Annotated in this window: 13 protein-coding genes and 2 tRNA genes; 8 read left to right on the forward strand and 7 right to left on the reverse strand. The window is 60.3% G+C overall.

What is annotated here, in order from left to right:
• Window positions 1-46 precede the first annotated feature (46 nt).
• The 3 genes from I6J72_RS05275 to gltX form a co-directional block, all read right to left on the reverse strand.
• Window positions 47-122 (reverse strand) — tRNA-Glu (locus I6J72_RS05275).
• 56 nt (window positions 123-178) lie between these two features.
• Window positions 179-250 (reverse strand) — tRNA-Gln (locus I6J72_RS05280).
• A gap of 173 nt (window positions 251-423) precedes the next feature.
• The gene (gene gltX, locus I6J72_RS05285) at window positions 424-1,923 is read right to left on the reverse strand and encodes a glutamate--tRNA ligase (protein ID WP_204100164.1); all 1,500 of its coding nucleotides are present in this window, start codon (window positions 1,921-1,923) and stop codon (window positions 424-426) included.
• A gap of 165 nt (window positions 1,924-2,088) precedes the next feature.
• On the opposite strand from gltX, the gene I6J72_RS05290 reads away from it, so the two are divergent.
• The 8 genes from I6J72_RS05290 to I6J72_RS05325 all read left to right on the forward strand — a co-directional run bounded on the left by I6J72_RS05290 (window position 2,089) and on the right by I6J72_RS05325 (window position 12,137).
• Window positions 2,089-4,467, forward strand: a complete 2,379-nt coding sequence (locus tag I6J72_RS05290; protein ID WP_204100165.1) for a choice-of-anchor M domain-containing protein — start codon at window positions 2,089-2,091, stop codon at window positions 4,465-4,467.
• 15 nt (window positions 4,468-4,482) lie between these two features.
• A complete protein-coding gene (locus tag I6J72_RS05295) occupies window positions 4,483-5,583 on the forward strand; it encodes a choice-of-anchor M domain-containing protein (protein WP_239107510.1) in 1,101 nt (366 codons plus the stop codon).
• Complete coding sequence (locus tag I6J72_RS05300) at window positions 5,583-7,067, forward strand: anchored repeat ABC transporter, substrate-binding protein (RefSeq protein ID WP_204100166.1); 1,485 nt, start codon at window positions 5,583-5,585, stop codon at window positions 7,065-7,067. The genes I6J72_RS05295 and I6J72_RS05300 overlap by 1 nt, the downstream gene beginning before the upstream one ends.
• A gap of 12 nt (window positions 7,068-7,079) precedes the next feature.
• Window positions 7,080-7,997 (forward strand): choice-of-anchor M domain-containing protein, encoded by a 918-nt coding sequence (locus I6J72_RS05305; RefSeq protein WP_204100167.1) that lies wholly within the window; start codon window positions 7,080-7,082, stop codon window positions 7,995-7,997.
• Window positions 7,990-8,718 carry an anchored repeat-type ABC transporter ATP-binding subunit gene (locus I6J72_RS05310; protein WP_204100168.1) on the forward strand — a complete coding sequence of 243 codons (729 nt, stop codon included), beginning with the start codon at window positions 7,990-7,992 and terminating at the stop codon, window positions 8,716-8,718. The genes I6J72_RS05305 and I6J72_RS05310 overlap by 8 nt, the downstream gene beginning before the upstream one ends.
• The gene (locus I6J72_RS05315) at window positions 8,715-9,602 is read left to right on the forward strand and encodes an anchored repeat-type ABC transporter permease subunit (RefSeq protein ID WP_204100169.1); all 888 of its coding nucleotides are present in this window, start codon (window positions 8,715-8,717) and stop codon (window positions 9,600-9,602) included. Before I6J72_RS05310 ends, I6J72_RS05315 begins: the two co-directional genes overlap by 4 nt.
• Window positions 9,599-10,954: a choice-of-anchor M domain-containing protein gene (locus I6J72_RS05320; RefSeq protein WP_204100170.1), complete on the forward strand. Its 1,356-nt coding sequence runs from the start codon at window positions 9,599-9,601 to the stop codon at window positions 10,952-10,954. The genes I6J72_RS05315 and I6J72_RS05320 overlap by 4 nt, the downstream gene beginning before the upstream one ends.
• A 79-nt stretch (window positions 10,955-11,033) precedes the next feature.
• Window positions 11,034-12,137 (forward strand): isochorismate synthase MenF, encoded by a 1,104-nt coding sequence (locus tag I6J72_RS05325; protein WP_070671043.1) that lies wholly within the window; start codon window positions 11,034-11,036, stop codon window positions 12,135-12,137.
• A 2-nt stretch (window positions 12,138-12,139) separates the two neighbouring features.
• Here I6J72_RS05325 and I6J72_RS05330 read toward each other — a convergent pair whose 3' ends face one another.
• The 4 genes from I6J72_RS05330 to I6J72_RS05345 all read right to left on the reverse strand — a co-directional run bounded on the left by I6J72_RS05330 (window position 12,140) and on the right by I6J72_RS05345 (window position 16,557).
• Entirely contained in the window at window positions 12,140-12,949 is an 810-nt protein-coding gene (locus tag I6J72_RS05330) for a fumarylacetoacetate hydrolase family protein (RefSeq protein ID WP_204100171.1), read from the reverse strand.
• 87 nt (window positions 12,950-13,036) lie between these two features.
• The gene (locus I6J72_RS05335; RefSeq protein WP_204100172.1) at window positions 13,037-13,663 is read right to left on the reverse strand and encodes an exonuclease domain-containing protein; all 627 of its coding nucleotides are present in this window, start codon (window positions 13,661-13,663) and stop codon (window positions 13,037-13,039) included.
• A complete protein-coding gene (locus I6J72_RS05340; RefSeq protein ID WP_204100173.1) occupies window positions 13,664-15,520 on the reverse strand; it encodes a DUF294 nucleotidyltransferase-like domain-containing protein in 1,857 nt (618 codons plus the stop codon).
• Window positions 15,521-15,537: 17 nt separating this feature from the next.
• Window positions 15,538-16,557 carry a 3-isopropylmalate dehydrogenase gene (locus tag I6J72_RS05345; RefSeq protein WP_204100174.1) on the reverse strand — a complete coding sequence of 340 codons (1,020 nt, stop codon included), beginning with the start codon at window positions 16,555-16,557 and terminating at the stop codon, window positions 15,538-15,540.
• Window positions 16,558-16,613 lie beyond the last annotated feature (56 nt).

The raw sequence follows: 16,613 nt of genomic DNA on the forward strand, positions 1-16,613 counted from the left end.
GCAGAAAAAGAAAAAGTGACAAGCACTACATGCTTGCCACCCTACGTGGTACCCCGTACGGGATTTGAACCCGTGTTACCGGCGTGAGAGGCCGGCGTCCTAGGCCGCTAGACGAACGGGGCATAGAACTGTGACCACTGTTCACAAAGCACCGTAGTGCTTTGTACAGTTTTCACTGCTGGCCTACCAGGACTCGAACCTAGAATGACGGTACCAGAAACCGTTGTGTTGCCAATTACACCATAGGCCATTATTGCGGTGAACGTGCTTGGGAATTTCCCCTCGCCGCTCGCTGCAACGGTTTATAACTATATCCAGCACTACCAATCCACACAAATCGCCAGGCTAGAAGTGATTTTCGGGGCGCTGGGCCACAACCCTAGCGCCCCGAAATTACAGCCCTGTGAGACTGCTTCCGTGCTGTTACTCAGCACTCCACGGCGTAACGGCCAAAGCCGCCTTGAGGCGCGCCAAGGTGGACTCCTTGCCCAGCAGCTCCATGGACTCAAACAGCGGAGGGGAAACCTGCTGACCGGAGATGGCTACACGCAGGGCACCGTAGGCCTTGCGGGGTTTGAGCCCGAGGTCGTCGATAAGCGCGGCGGAGAGAACCTTCTCAATCTCCTCAGTCTTCCACTCCCCGAGCTCTTCCAGCTTGGCAATAGAGACCTCGAGCGGCTGCACGGCGTCATCCTTGAGATTCTTCTTCGCGGCCTTCTCATCGAGCTTCAACTCCGCATCCGGAGTGGTGAGGAAGGACATGAGGCCATAGGCATCCGAAAGGGTCTTGATGCGGGTCTGCACCAGGTCTGCGATGAAAGCGAACTTCTCCCCCGGGTAATCTGCCGGGAAGTCGGTGTACTCGCTCAGGTACTCGCGAAGGCGCTGCGCAAAATCTTCCGGCTTAAGCAGACGAATATGATCGGCGTTGATGGCCTCCAACTTCTTCTGGTCGAAGCGGGCCGGGTTACCCAGCACGTCGTGCACATCGAAGTTGGCAATGAGCTCATCCACCGAGAAGATATCCTGATCCGCAGACAGCGACCAGCCCAGAAGGGACAGGTAATTGAGCATGCCCTCCGGGATAATGCCGTTGTCGCGGTGATTGAACAGATTGGACTGCGGATCGCGCTTGGAGAGCTTCTTGTTGCCCTCACCCATCACGAAAGGCAGGTGGCCAAACTCCGGGGTCTGCTTAGCAATCCCCAGTTCGATGAGTGCCTCATAGAGGGCAAGCTGGCGCGGCGTGGAAGACAACAGATCCTCACCGCGCAGGACGTGGGTCACGCCCATCAGCGCGTCATCAACCGGGTTAACCAAGGTGTAGAGCGGGGCACCATTGGAGCGGGCCACGACATAGTCCGGCTGGGTCTCCGACTTGAAGGTCATGTCGCCGCGAACCAGGTCCGTCCAGGACCAATCCTTATCCGGCATGCGCAGGCGCCACACCGGTTTGCGCCCTTCCGCCTCAAAAACATCAATCTGCTCCTGGGTGAGGTCGCGGTCAAAGTTGTCGTAGCCCAGCTGCGGGTCGCGGCCGGCCGCCTTGTGGCGCTCCTGGACCTCCTCGTTGGTGGAGTATGCCGGGTAGACGTATCCGCCATCCTTGAGCTTCTGCAGGACATCGGCGTAGATATCCATACGTTGGGACTGGCGGTAGGGCTCATCAGGGCCACCAACGTTGACACCTTCGTCCCAACCCAAGCCGAGCCAGGTCAGGGAGTCAATGATGGCCTGGTAGGACTCCTCGGAGTCGCGAGCGGCATCAGTGTCCTCGATGCGGAAGATGAGCTTGCCCCCGGTGTGCCGGGCATAAGCCCAGTTGAACAGGGCCGTGCGGACCATGCCCACGTGGGGCGTGCCAGTCGGTGAAGGGCAGAAACGTACGCGGACGTCGGAAGTTTTCTCAGTCATGTTCCCCATCGTAGTTCAGCCCATCTGTCGTGCACCGCCCGCCCCACTTGGGGGTAGATGAAAGCAGTTTCCACTAATTGCATGCAGGGATTTTCCAACAACACTATAGAGAATGATAATCATTACTTATAGTGAAAATCTCCCACTAGAACTCAAGAAAGGTTTCACTCCACCGTGGCACGACTCCGCACTGTGGCGCTTCTTACCTGCGCCACCCTCCTTGCCTCCCCCGCACCTGCGCTCGCTGGCCCTGACGACGGCAAGCACGTGGCCACACAAACCCACATCGACTCACCGAAGTCGTTCTGGGAGAACAATTCCCTCACTTTAAAGTCTCACTCGACGGATGCTGATCATGCACTCGACGAGACTGTGGCATGGGTAGGCAAAGGCTGGGGCCAAAACGGCAAGAACCAATACCAGTTCACTGTCCCCGAGGATCCTGCCCTTTCCTTCACAGGTCAGGCTGGAAAGACCTACTACATGGCCCCCGCTAGCGTGAACGGCACCCTCGATCCGGTCTGGATGGGTTTCGGTGCGGACACTGAGCTGCCCGTCGACGACTTCCGCGACAATATCGCCTCTCTCGACCTTCTCAGCGTCGATGGCCCAGGCGAGGTCGAAATGTTTGGCTACTACCCCGGCCCTGGCGGCCTGCAGCGCTTCTTTGGCACCACTGAAGGTGCCCCGCATTCCGCATGGCTGACCAGCGGCACGCACACTCACAATTACACGGTCTTTTCCAAGCCCGGCCGCTACGAGCTCACCTACCGAACCACCGCCCGAGACAAGAATGGCAAGCTCATTGCCTCCGAGCCGGTCACCACGTCTATCCAGGTCGGCGGCGAACGCCCGCTCAAAGAAGCCACGCCGTCTTTGCGCGAGCGCTTTGACGCGGCATCGAGCGGTGACGCCTCCGCCAAGGATTACCAGCTCACCATCGCTCCGAAGAAGGACAAGGAGAAGGATGGCGATGAGAACCTCTCCTCCATCGACTTCTCCGGCGGCACGAACGGTACCCTGACACTGCTTATCGACGGCTACTTCCTCACCGACCTCCCCGTCACTGACGGCAAAGCTCACTTTGATGAGTTCCTCGGCCCCGAGGCCTCAAAGATCCAAGCCGTCTACACCCCGGAGGACGACTCACCTCGCTGGGTATCTGAGGAGCTCGACTACGCCGAGGGCGCGAAGCTCAGCACATCATCCAAGAAATCCGCCGATTCTTGGACTGAGACCTCCAACCCTCGCGAGCTTTCCTCCGGTGAGGAAATCTCCGTGTCAGATCCGAGTATCACCGCTCGCGCTGTTCCTGAAGGTGATGATGCTACGCGCATCATCGTTGAGGCTGCCGATAAGAAGCTCGACGGTTATGTCCACGGAGGATTCTTCAGCGGGGACAGCGACTACGCCGACATTCCTTTCGACGGTGTCATCACGGGCGGCCGCGCCGAGTTTGTCGTTGGCGCCGACAAGAACTTCAACGGCAACAAGGTTCGGCTCGATATCCTCCCGCACCCGACGGTGACGCAGAATTCCGGCTCCGTTACCCTGACGGATTCGTTTGACTTCGGTCAAAACTACGAAGCTACCGGTGAACTCGGCAAGGAATCCACCGCTCCGGAAACGACACCGGGTGACAAGGGAAATGCCACACCTGGTTCCAGCCCCCGCAGCGGAGTCTGCGCAAACAAGAAGATTCTGGACCACGGCCACGTCGACATCACAGCAGCCCGTGACGGCGACTCCTTCGCCGCGCGTCTCAAGGATGAAACCGCCATTGTGGACAAGAAGACCGTTGAGCGCCCGCTCGATGACGTCGTCCTTGCCATCCACGACAACGCTTTGCGTGCGCGCCCAGAGGTTCTCAAGGGCAAGGAGTTTGATTACTTGGGCGAGGACAAGTTCTACCTGCTGCCGCAGACTCAAGAGCAAGGCATCATCTGGCCTGGCTACAACACCCAGAGCCTGAATTATGACGATTACAAAGACGGCACTGTGACGCTCAACATCAAGCCCACCGACATGCCGGAAGGTGGCAATGTTGGTCTCTTTACTACCGAGGGCCTTGGCAAGTCCTTTACCCCACTGGTGAATTCCGCCGAAGGTGACTATTCCATTGAGACCACCTTCGCTTCTCATACGCACACCAACTGGGCGTTCACCAAGCCGGGCATCTACAAGCTCGAGATCACCTACACCGCCACCACGAAGGACGGCAAGGACATCACATCTGCACCCCAGGCGCTCACCGTGGCCGCTGGCGACGCCGCGATTAAGGACTGTGTGAGCGCGAAGGGCGAGGACGGCTCCAAAGACGAGGGCGGTTCCAAGGGCCAAGGCGGCTCCACAAGTGACGGCACGAAGCCAGAAAACTCGAGCAAGCCTGACGCTTCCTCAAAAGATTTGAAGTCTTCGAAGCCGAAGCTCCAGGGACTGTGGGGCCTTGTGCTTCCCGTCGTCCTGGCCATCGTGTTCCAGGGCTTCCTCAACTTCTATAACGACCACCGCCAAGACATCTCGGCCCGCCTAAATGGCCTCTTTGGCCGCTAGAAAAGGAGTTTCACAGTGAGCTTTATCTCTCACCGCACAGCTGCCGCCTCCATGGCGACGACGGCTTCTCTAGCCCTCGTGCTCATGGGCGTCCCGGTGCCCGCGGCCCATGCTGACGGCGAGGTTTTCGATTCCGGCCACGTCGATGCTTTCTACGTCACCGCCCCGGATGGCGAACTCACGTTGTCCTTAAAGGAGGACATCACCGGCAGTGGTGTTGTCCACCCCGGCAACGATGTCACCCTCAAGGTCACCGAGGAAGCATGGAACGACGCCACTGAGCGTATCGACGGCATCGAAATTCCCACCTACTACCTGCCGCAGACCCAGGACAGCTCGCTTCTGTGGCCGGGATGGGATACCCAGCCAGCGCAGTCCGCAGGGTACAAGGAAGTTGACCTCGAGTTCGTTGAGGTCACCGGACCTGGAGATATCTTCGTCTTCGAAACCGCTGGCTTCGGCGACATTCAGCCGGTTACGGAGGAAGGCGCACTGGACCTAGTCAGCGGTGATGTCATCAACCAGGCTTACCCGGCGCACCGCCACGTCAACTGGGCGTTTACGGATCCTGGTATCTACACCATGACGGTTCAGGCAGTGTCTAATGGCGATGCCAGCAACCAGGTGACCTACACGTGGGACGTCGGTGACGGCGAGATGGCACCGCAGGATGCGGATGACGCTGAGCACAGTACTGACGACACCGGTGACACTGATGACACTGGTGACCGTGACGACGCTGTGCTTGGCGACGCCTCCCCCAACCCCCAGTCCCCTTCTGATGCCGGTGGCGAATCCCACGTGAGTTCTGGCAGCGCCCCCGGCGTGGCCACTGGTCCTGCAGCAGCGAGTGCCAAAGGCACTCATAAGCCTAAGGAAGACAAAGACAGGTCGAACCGGAAAGAGCGCACTGATCGAAAGGATCGCAAGGAGCGCAGAGCTGAGCGCACTGCAGACACGAGTCCTTCTGCTGAGAATGTCGACACCGTGGCCGCCACTGGCTACTACGACAGCGGACAGAGCCTCCTGCCGTGGGGTATCGGAATCCTGGGCCTCGGAATGCTGGTTCTCGGCCTGGCTGTAGCACGTCTAGCCTTGGCGAGGGGCCGCGACTGATGCCCTTGGCAACTCTACGAGCAGCGCGCCGCGGAGCTCTGCTCATCACGCTAACCACAGTGGCAGCAGTACTTACCAGCTGCGCGAGCACCGCTGCCGGCGATAATGCTTCCGATGGGGGCATGAAGGTGGTGGCGACGACGCCGATTCTGGGGGACGTCGCCAAGCACATCGCCGGACCCGACGCCCAGGTGACCACGCTGATTCCTGCAGGCAAGGACCCACACACCTTCGAGCCGAGCCTGCGCACCGTCAGGGATATCGCCACCGCCGATGTTTTGCTGTCCAACGGCCTGCTCCTGGAGCCGCAGAACCTCATGAAATCCATGAACGAATCCTCCGACGTTCCCGTGACGGAGGTAGCGGACCAAGCGTCGACGCGCGGCGCCACGCTCGTGCCGCTGGTGGAAAATGTGGCACTGGATGCCATCTGGCTGGGTCTGCGCGTGCGCAACGCACCTGCCGGGCGCAACAGTGTCACAATGCAGCTCCTCGACGCCACAGGTCCCGGTGATGTGGCCGCCTACGTGGTCTCCACTTTCGGTACCCCAGAAGCGTTATTCAACACGGCCGATGGTGTCAGCGAGCGCGAGGATTCCACCACGCTGCCGGCCAACGCTCATACCCATGTCTCATGGGCATTTAGCAAGCCCGGCATTTACCGCCTGACCTTCGGCGCAACGGACTCGGCATCACAAGTCATCACGGTCGCCGTTGGCGTTACGCCACCGGAGGGGATGCACTCACTGAGTGAGGGCCACGTCGACATCACCGCGGACTTGGGCACAGGCAAGCTGGGCCTTGAAGATCAGGGTGAACGCTTTGACCCCGCCACCACAGCACTCAGTGTCCCGTCCTCGACCTTGCAAGAAATTCCCCCGGATCCCTCCTACCGCTTCCTCGGTCGGCCCGGCGGCGAGACCTACCTGCTCCCCCAAGCAGTGCTGGGCAAACACATTCATGGTGAAGTCGACCCACACCTGTGGCACAACGCCAAAAATGTCATTGCCTATGCCGAGGTCATCGCCGACCAACTCGCCCTGGCGGATCCTTCGCATGGCGCCGACTACCGCGCCCGGGCCCAAGAATATGCCGAGAAGCTGCGAGAGACGGACTCTTATGTCCGTGACCTTCTGACTGCTATTCCTGAGCGCCGCCGTCACTTGGTGACCCCACACCACGGCTACGCCTACCTCGAGCAAGGCTATGGCATTGACATCGCCGGATTTGTCACCCCGAACCCCGCCATCGAGCCTTCACCGCGCGACGTCATTGCCTTGCGCCGAACCTTGGAGAACCTACAGCTGCCCGCTGTCTTCATCGAGCCCACGCAACAGGCCAGCGCCGATGTCATCAGAGAAGCCGCGCACTCCCTAGGGATTGCGGTGTGCCCCATTTACGGCGACACTCTCGATGACGCTGTCCCCACTTACCTCGACCTCATGCGATTTAACGCCGAGTCACTCAACCGCTGTCTCTCATAAAGGAAATAAGAAATGACCATTACCGTTACCCGTTCACGCTATGCCCCGCGTCTCATGACAGCGCTGGCAGCAACGCTAACCGCTGCATGCCTAGCGATTGCCCCATCCGCCGCCTGGGCTGGAGATCTGGCGCAGGTTGTCAGCGCCGACGAAGACGTCGCTGCACCCGGTACCGAGACCACTATCGACCACGGCCACGTGGATCTAGGTCTGCAGGTCATTGACGGGCAGGCGAACTTTCTAGCCCGCGATGATTCGGCCGAGAAGCCAGTCTGGCGCGAACTCGATGACGTTGTCTTTGATGTCAGCGACGATGCCCAACTTACTCTGCCGGAGGACGAGGCCTTTTCCTTTGTTGGCGCAGACCCAGGTTCTCACGTCTGGGTAGTTCCCCAGACCGAACAAGCCGACGTTCCGTGGCTGGGGTGGAATACGCAAGCGCCGTCGCTCAACGAGAACGTTGACCGAGGCCTCACCATGGAGTTCATCGGACACCAAGGGCCAGGTGATTTCTCCCTCTTCCTACAAAATGGCGGCTTTGAACCACCGCAGCTGCTGTGGTCCACCGCCGACGCCGCTACCGAAGGGTTCTGGGTGGACTTGGGCACGCATACCCACGCCAACTGGGTATTCACCGAGTCCGGTATCCACCAAGTGCGAGTACGCATGACGGGCGAGGGCTCTGGTGATAGCGCTGGTTCTGAGGTCTCGGCGGAGGCCACATTGACGTTCGCGGTGGGCAACGACACCGACGTGGCTGAAGCACAGGCCACCGAGTGGGATGACTCTGCTGCGGCCATGAATGCGAACGAATCTTCCTCCCCCGGTGCCGTCCCAGTGTGGGTATGGGCCCTTGCCGGCCTTGGTGTGCTTGTGCTCGTAGCTGCTCTCATCGCCGCCGCACGCACGAAGGGTGGCCGACGTGACTAGTCCCCTCATTTCCGTAGAAGACTTAAGCGTCACTCTGGCGGGCCGCCGCGTTATCGACGATGCCTGCCTGACCGTGAACCCAGGTGAGTTTATCGGGCTGCTGGGCCCCAATGGCGCCGGTAAGACCACACTGTTGCGCGCTGTCTTGGGCCTTATCCCTTCTACTGGCACGATTGACGTCACCACCTCGCTGGGCTACGTGCCCCAACGCCATGACGTGGAGTGGGACTTTCCCATTACCGTGGCTAAAGCCGTGCTCAGCGGCCGCACGGGGCTCGTGGGGTGGCTGCGCCGACCCCGCCGTGCGGACAAGGAGGCAGCGCGCCGCGCGATTGAACTCACCAACCTACAAGATTTAGCACGCCGCCCCATCGCGCAGCTTTCCGGCGGCCAGCGCCAGCGCGTCCTCATCGCGCGTGCCCTGGCCACCGAACCGGACGTGCTGCTTCTCGACGAACCTTTTACCGGCCTCGACGCCCCCAACACCGAAGAGCTGTTGTACCTCTTTGACGAGCTCACCGCGCAGGGCACCAGCGTGGTCATGTCTACGCACAATCTCTCTGAGGCGGCCCACTCCTGCTCACGCCTTGTGCTCTTTAACCGGGGCATTGTGGCCGACGGTCCCGCGGAGGAACTTCGCCTGCGTCCACAGCCCTGGAGCGATACCTTCGGTGTGTCGACCTCGTCGCCGCTGTTGTCCGCGATTGGGGTGGCAGCATGATCGACATTTCACTGTTCGAGTTCTTCCAAGACCTCGTCAACCCGAACTTGGACTTCCTAGCCCGCGCGGTGGGTATCTCCATCCTTGCTGCCATCGTGTGTGGCGTGGTGGGATGCTATGTCGTGCTGCGCGGCATGGCGTTTATCGGGGACGCAGTCTCCCACGCTGTCTTCCCAGGGCTGGCCATAGCCTTCGTGCTCCAAGGTTCTGTCCTTATAGGCGGTGCCGTGGCTGGCTGTACGGTGGCCCTACTGATTGCATGCTTTTCACAGCGCCGCACAGTGCGGGAAGATTCGGTCATCGGCATTTTCTTTGCCGCGTCCTTTGCACTCGGCATGGTGATCATCTCCCGTGTGGAAGGCTATACGGCATCCCTGACCAGCTTCCTTTTCGGCTCACTGACCGGTGTATCCCGCACGGACCTCTACACGGCACTAGTTGTCACCGTGCTCATCGTGGGTGTCATCGTCCTTCTCGGCCCACAGCTCACCGCGACGTGCTTGGACAAAGAGACCGCTCGCGCCATGGGACTGCCGGTCTTCGCTCTGGATATCGTGCTCTACCTGTGCGTGACGGGCGCGGTAGTGATTTCGGTCGGAACGATTGGCAACATCCTCGTTCTCGCATTGCTCATTACGCCGGCAGCGACTGCACGGCTGCTCTGCGACTCACTAGGAACGATGATGCTGAGCTCTGCGCTCATTGGTTCACTGGGCAGTTTTATCGGAATCTACCTGGCCTGGGCCATTGACCTTCCCGCCGGAGCCACCATCGTTTTGCTGCTCACCGCCTGCTTCCTCGTGGCATGGGTAGCGTCTCCCTTCCTGAGTTCCCGCCGCGCTACTGCTCTAACCCCTCAAGCTAAGGAGTCCCTGTCCGCATGAACCGCTTCATCATCCGCCCATTGACCCTCACCACCGCCGCGGCCTTGACGCTCGCAACTCCGCTCTGCGTTGCTGCTTCCCCACTGGCCTGGGCGGCTGACTCTGCCGAAGACAACTCCACGTGCGATGCCGATTCGCAGCACGCCTTTACCCGTGGGCACCAAGACTTGGCGCTTATAGGCAATAGCGGTGATCTAGACTTCGTTGCCCGCGACGATGAATCCGGGCGTGACTATTCCTCGGGCGATTTCTACGTCGAAGTGGGATCGAACGCAGCCTTCGAAGATTCCGCCGGCGCGGACATTCCCTCCCGCGGATGGCAGATTCCTCAAACTCAAGACCCGGACATTCCCTGGCTGGGATTCAACACCAGTTACATCGACGAGGACACCGCACGGGATGCAACGCTGTCGATGACCCTGCACAGTGGGCCTGAGGGTGGGCGCGTGGTGGGTTTCCAAAACGCGCTGGGCGGTGCACCGACAGTGTTGTTTGACTCGGAGAATCCTGATGCGAGCTGGGACTATCCTGACCACTTCCACAGCCATACCGGCATCGTCTTTACCGAGCCAGGCGCCTATGCGGTAACCTTCACCTTCACGCTCAATGACGGCTCTGAGCACTCTATCGAAGTGCCCTTCCTGGTCGACGGAGCAGATTCTTCCGAGCTCTGTCAGCTGGACTGGGGTTCGACCGCAGGAAGCACAGAGGGCTCAGGTTCCGGTAACGCCAAAAGCCGCCCGCAGCAGCTGGCTAAGGACATCAACGACACGTCGAAGGCTATTGCCCAGTTAGACAAGACGATGGACAAGACCTTCAAGGAAGCCGATGCCTTCCTCACCGGCGGCTCCCCGTCAGAGTCGAAAGCTCCGCGTGAATCGCGCCGGAGCCGAGAGTCTCGCGACTCGGAGCGCTCCAAGGCCAAGGAACCTACGCAGCAAGAGAACAAGGCGACGCAGGAAGAAAAGTCGGACAATAAGGGGAATTCTGTCCGGAGGCAGGACAGCAATGCCGCTCCCCGTCCAGCATCACAGCGCCAGGAAACACAGCGCAACGCACCAGCCCACAAAGAAAGGGCACAGAGAGATTCCGCACAACGCGACCGCTCTGAACGCAACCCCAAGGACGACGATAAGAAGACTGCTCGCGACTCCCAGCCGGCACAAAACCGCGCAGCTGCAGAAGACAGCGATACCATGCCACAGGCTGAAAACATCCAGGCTATGAGCTATGGCGCACCGATGGTGGGCTTCTGGGCGGGGTTCCTCGCCGGTATGGGAGCGCTTGCTCTTTTGCTGGGAATCGGGCTGTTTATCGCAGTGCAGTTCTTCCGGCCTCGTCGTCGTGACTAGCTTCGCAACCAAGGCTTCGCAAATATAGCTGCCGATCTCGTTTTAGCAGGAACAGTTAAAAGAACTAGAATTGTTCCTCATGTGTGTTCACAGACCCTCCACCGCCCCAGATTTCCTCCTGTCCCGTGCGACGGGGTCTGTGCGTACCCAAGGATCGGTAGCCACCTTTGACGAAGTAGATGCCGCTGTGTCCGCACTGCGCAGTGGTGAGGCAGAAATGGTTGTCGGCGCCCTTCCTTTTCACAAGGGAGAGGCTGCAGCACTTACCGTGCCCGAGAGCATCATCCGCGAAGATGGTCCGCTGGAGCCGCATGCCTACTACCGTAGTGGCGCGCTCGAAGCTCGCGTTACCGGATTCGATCCGGAACCCGAAGAACACCTGCGCCGCATTGAAGCAGCCATCGCCACGATTGAAGCGTCCAAACTGGATAAGGTCGTGCTGGCACGCGCGGTCGATATCGAGTTCTTAACCCCCGTGGATCCGCTGTTCGTGGCGGCACGCCTTATCGATTTGTCCTCGCACCGCGATGGATTCATCGCCGACCTCAGCCCTGCAGGACGCCCAGGCGCAATGCTGGTGGGTTCCTCCCCGGAGGTGCTCATCAAGAAGCAAGGCTCGACGGTAACGGCCTTCCCCCTCGCGGGTTCTGCTCCGCGTCACGCTGACCGCGCACGCGACATCGTAGCCGGTCAAGACCTCCATAATTCCGCCAAGGATCTGCGCGAACACGCCTTTGTGGTCGACCACATACGCCGCATCCTGCAGCCGCTGTGTGAGAGCCTCGATGCGCCTAGCTCACCGCAGCTCACCTCCACCAACGAGATGTGGCACCTGGGTACCCCGATCGCGGGAACGCTCAATGATCCCAGCATCACAGCACTAGAGCTGGCCGAGCTTGTCTACCCCACCCCTGCCATTTGCGGCACGCCGACCGAGGCCGCGCAGGCGCTGATTGAAACCGCTGAGACTGACCGTGGCTTCTATGCCGGCGCGGTGGGATGGTGCGATAGCTCCGGCGATGGCGAGTACATGGTGGCCATCCGCTGCGCGGAGGTCGCTGGCGATGGTCTCTCGGCACGCGCATGGGCCGGCGGCGGCATCGTCGTGGATTCCGATCCCGAGGCTGAACTCCAAGAAACCACGGCGAAGCTGCGCACCATCCTGCGCGCGCTCAATCTATAGCGCTACGCGCGGGTAATCGGGTTAGTGAGGCTGCCCACTCCCGGAATCTCAATTTCAATCGTGTCGCCCGGAACCATCGGCGCGGTACCTGCGGGCGAACCCGTCGTGATGACGTCGCCCGGCAACAAGGTGTAGGACTGGGAAATTTCGGCGATGATGCCGCCCATCTTCACGATCATCTGGTCCGTGTTGGAATCCTGCTTCTGCTCACGCTTGCCATCGTGAGTCAGGTAGGCATTAATCTTCTGATCATCCAGGTTGATGCAATCCAAGTCCGTCTCAATCCACGGGCCGAGCGGGCAGAAGGTGTCAATGCCCTTGGCACGTGCCCACTGACCGTCCTTAAACTGCAGGTCACGGGAAGAGACATCGTTGCAGATGGTGTAGCCCACGACGTGATCGCGCCAGTTCTCTGGGTCGATGTTCTTCGACACCTTAGAAATCACGACAGCGAGCTCGCCTTCAAACTCCACATTGGTGGCGAATTCCGGAATCTTAATTGGTGCGCCCGGCCCAATGACAGCGGTGGAAGGCTTGATGAAGATGGTCGGCGGCAGATGCTCCGCAGACTCCTTGAAGACCTCCGCCACGTGGTCGGCATAGTTACGACCCAAGGCCACAACCTTCGTGGGCAGGGTCGGAGCCAAGAGGCGAACCTCACTGAGAGGCCACTCGCGGCCGGTGGGCTCGGGCGGGGTAAACGGTGTACCAGCGATCTCCTTGGCAACTAGCTGCTCCAGTGGGGCATCAGCTGGACCATCAATGATGGCGAAACAGATTCCTTCAGTATGGGCAATTCGTCCTAAACGCATAACGGACATACTACTCGCGAGGATCATTCACACCGCATCGAGGCTATGGTGTAAATCCTGTTAATGTTTCGCGTCTAGGGAGAAAAGCTAACGCAGTGCCACCTCCCGAAGTGTGACAGCGCGGGTGTTACCTCGCTGGGCTACATACAGCTCAGCGCAGGCGAGTGCATCACTCAGCGCATTGTGGCTGCCATATCGCGGCAGGCCATAGCGTTGGCGCACGCGCGCAAGGCGCAGATCTTCTCCGCGCGGGTAGGTTCCCATGCGCTCCATGTGGCGTCGTTCTAAGGCAAACGTGTCAACGACGGCCAGCTGCGGGCGCTCACCAAAGACCCGCTGGGACAGCGTCTCAATAAACCCCACTTCGAGGTGTGCAAAGTGTGCAAGGAGCGCGCGGCCCTCCAGCGCTTGCCGCAGGTGTGTTGCCGCCTCCTCCAATTCAATGCCACCGTCCACCATGTCTTGGGTCAGCATATGCACGTGGGCATCCTCCCCTACCTGGGCGCCACGAACGATGAAATACCCGGCACCGGAGAGGTCGATTATTCCGCCATTGACCGGCACCCAGCCGATGGAAACGATGTCGCCTGTGCGGGGTTCGAGACTTGTGGTCTCCATATCCACTGCAAGCAGAGCCAGATCTTCAACTGGGGTCGAGGAGGCCGGCGCTCCCCAGTCAGCGCGGCGTCGCGTTCGGCTCCATCTCCCCCACATCTAGATGCTCCTCACCGGGTACTTGGTGGCCAGTGCATTCTGCATTGACTTGATGGCGCGGAAAGCATCACGCAGGCGCTCGCGCTCAAGGCGGCCGAGGCTCTTTGGATCGATGTGGTAGTCCGGCGGAACGCCTTCGCGCAATTGGCGGGCTTGGTGCTGAAAGGATAGGGCGCGGAGAAAGTCGAAGGCGTCGACAAGCTCTTGGGCTCCCTGGCGGCTCACCGCATCACCCGCAGCTTCACGGAGACGCTGCCGCGTATCCACTACAGGCGAGCCAGACGCCAAGGCAAAAAGCCTCCCCATCTGCACGATGCCCGCCGTACCGCCCTTCTTGATGTCGAGAGTATTGGCATAATCACCGTCGCGCTCGACGACGAGACCGCGGAAGAATGTCAGTGGTGGCTCGCGTCGCGCAGCCAAACTAGCCAGGTGGGCATGCAACCGGGTCGCCCCCTTACCCATGTCCACGGCAGCATTGTGGACGAGGCGACCAAGGCGCTCGTTGCCATAGAGGACGCGGAAGTCGAAGAAGATTTGTGCGTTGAGCAAAGCATCCGGCTGTGGGTCACGAATCCATCGGCGGAAGGTCTCGGTCCATTCCGAGCACGTCATGCGCCATTCGGGCGTCATGGCCATCATGTCACCAGGGCACAAGACTTGGCCAGCGTCAGCGAGGCCTTCGCACACAAAGGTGCTCAGCGCAGCAAAGTACTCACCGTGAACAGAAGCGTCGTAATCATCCGCAAGGACGAGGGCGTTATCCTGATCAGAGGCCAGAGCCATCTCGCGGCGGCCTTGAGACCCCACGGCCACGAAAGCATACTCCACCGGCGGCGGACCCAGTTCCTCCTCAGCTAAGGTGCACAGGCGGCGCGCCACGGCATCCGCAGCGAGGGTCACCAAGCTGGATGCCTCCGCAGGGGTGGATCCTCGTTCCACGAAACGTCCTGCCAGACGTGTGGCCTCAGTAAACGCACCGGTAAGTTCCTGCTGGCTGCTGCGACGTGACAGATCCGCAGCCAGATAGACAGGATCGTTGTGAAGCAACCGCGTCACATCGGACTGGGTAACAATGCCGTGAAGGCGGCCTTCATCAACCACCGGAAGATGATGGATGCCGCGCTCCGCCATGTGGAGCAGAGCTTCCATGGCGGGCGCCTCCGTGGAAACGGTGAGCGGGTTCGGGGTCATAATTTCCCCTACTGGCTGTGCCGGATCGAGTCCGGCTGCCAGCACGCGTGAGCGCAGGTCACGGTCAGTAACGATACCCTCGAGCTGGTTGTCCGCGCGGGTTACCAGCAATGAGGAGACCGCGCGCTCAGTCATAAGTCGGGCAGCGTCCTCGATCGTGGTATCCGCTGAAGACGTCAGGACATCGGTACGGGTCAGTTCGCCAAGAGGGGTGCGGAGGACGTCGGTCGGGGCGGCGTCGGCAAGCTCCCGCGCTGCTGCGCGCACCTGGCGTGACTGCGCTGAGAAGAAGCGCGCGATATCCGGATTGCGCTGGGCAAGCGTGCTGAAAGCCTCCTGCGGCAGGGTAAAGATGAGGCTGTCCTCCACCGCGACCATGTCATAGGCGGAGAGTGGCTCGCCCTGCAGAGTGGAATACCCAAAGGTCAGTCCAGCCTCGCGGCGGTCCAGCAAGACCTCCCCCTCACCGAGCACATCGATGGCGCCCGTACGGATGATGTGAAGCTTGTCGTTAGTTTCCCCACGATGAACAGGTCTCTCCCCTCGGCGCAAGTACACGCTGCTGAGCTGGGTGGACAGGGCGGCGAGCTCCTCCTCCGGCAGGTGGGAGAAGGGCTCGTGCTGGGCGAGGAAGCTTACTACCTCGTCTAATTCGACGCTCATGCGCCAAGACTACAGGGTTAGGATGCCAGTGCGGAGGCGATTCGGTCACCAATCTCAACAGTGCGCACCGGCTCATCGCCCCGGGAGGAGACATCCTGCGCGACTGCTTCTTCCACACGCGCCGCATTGTCTTCATCGCCAAGATGACGCAGCAACATAGCCGCAGACAGGATGGCGGCGGTGGGATCGGCAATACCCTGGCCCGCGATATCGGGAGCAGAACCATGGACAGGTTCGAACATGGACGGGTTGGTGCCGGAGGCGTCAATGTTGCCCGAGGCTGCCAGTCCAATGCCACCGGTGACAGCACCAGCGAGGTCAGTGAGGATATCGCCGAAGAGGTTATCGGTAACAATGACGTCGTAGCGTGCCGGGTCAGTCACCATGTAGATAGTGGCGGCATCAATGTGGTTATAGTCCACCGTCACCTCAGGGTAATCCCGAGCAACCTCATCGACGGTGCGCTGCCACAAGCCACCAGCATTGACCAAAACATTGGTCTTGTGCACGAGGGTGACGTGCTTGCGGCGCGTCATGGCGCGATCGAAGGCGTCGCGCACAACTCGCTCCACACCAAAGCGGGTGTTCTGAGAAACCTCCGAGGCCACCTCGTGCTCCGTGCCTTCACGGAGGGTACCGCCGTTGCCGCAGTACAGGCCCTCAGTGCCCTCACGCACAACGACGAAGTCGATGTCGCCCGGGTTCGCTAGCGGCGAGGTGGCCGTAGGATAAAGCTTGGACGGGCGCAGGTTCACGTGGTGGTCCAGAGCGAAGCGCATCTTCAGCAAAAGGCCGCGCTCCAGCACACCCGGCGGAACCTCACCAGGGGCGCCGATAGCGCCGAGCAAGATGGCATCGTGCTTGCGCAAGGAGGCCAAATCCTCCTCGGTGAGAAGCTCGCCATTGCGCAGATAGCGACGAGCGCCGAGGTCGTAGTCGGTAACCTCAATGTCGTCGCGCACGGCGCGAAGAACCTTAAGCGCCTCCGCGGTTACCTCGGGGCCGATACCGTCGCCACCAATCACTGCCAATTTCATTTTGCGGGATTCCTTTCTCACCTGTTGGATACATGTGAGAATACCACGGCACCGGC

This window comes from Corynebacterium sp. FDAARGOS 1242, from assembly GCF_016889985.1.
In the GTDB taxonomy this organism is placed as follows: Bacteria; Actinomycetota; Actinomycetes; order Mycobacteriales; family Mycobacteriaceae; genus Corynebacterium; species Corynebacterium minutissimum_B.

Excerpts from the sequence above, each read along its gene's own strand:
- gltX (WP_204100164.1), bottom strand. The coding sequence starts at position 1,923 with ATGGGGAACATGACTGAGAAAACTTCCGACGTCCGCGTACGTTTCTGC.
- I6J72_RS05300 (WP_204100166.1), top strand. The coding sequence starts at position 5,583 with ATGCCCTTGGCAACTCTACGAGCAGCGCGCCGCGGAGCTCTGCTCATC.
- I6J72_RS05305 (WP_204100167.1), top strand. The coding sequence starts at position 7,080 with ATGACCATTACCGTTACCCGTTCACGCTATGCCCCGCGTCTCATGACA.
- I6J72_RS05315 (WP_204100169.1), top strand. The coding sequence starts at position 8,715 with ATGATCGACATTTCACTGTTCGAGTTCTTCCAAGACCTCGTCAACCCG.
- I6J72_RS05320 (WP_204100170.1), top strand. The coding sequence starts at position 9,599 with ATGAACCGCTTCATCATCCGCCCATTGACCCTCACCACCGCCGCGGCC.
- I6J72_RS05325 (WP_070671043.1), top strand. The coding sequence starts at position 11,034 with ATGTGTGTTCACAGACCCTCCACCGCCCCAGATTTCCTCCTGTCCCGT.
- I6J72_RS05330 (WP_204100171.1), bottom strand. The coding sequence starts at position 12,949 with ATGCGTTTAGGACGAATTGCCCATACTGAAGGAATCTGTTTCGCCATC.
- I6J72_RS05335 (WP_204100172.1), bottom strand. The coding sequence starts at position 13,663 with ATGTGGGGGAGATGGAGCCGAACGCGACGCCGCGCTGACTGGGGAGCG.
- I6J72_RS05340 (WP_204100173.1), bottom strand. The coding sequence starts at position 15,520 with ATGAGCGTCGAATTAGACGAGGTAGTAAGCTTCCTCGCCCAGCACGAG.
- I6J72_RS05345 (WP_204100174.1), bottom strand. The coding sequence starts at position 16,557 with ATGAAATTGGCAGTGATTGGTGGCGACGGTATCGGCCCCGAGGTAACC.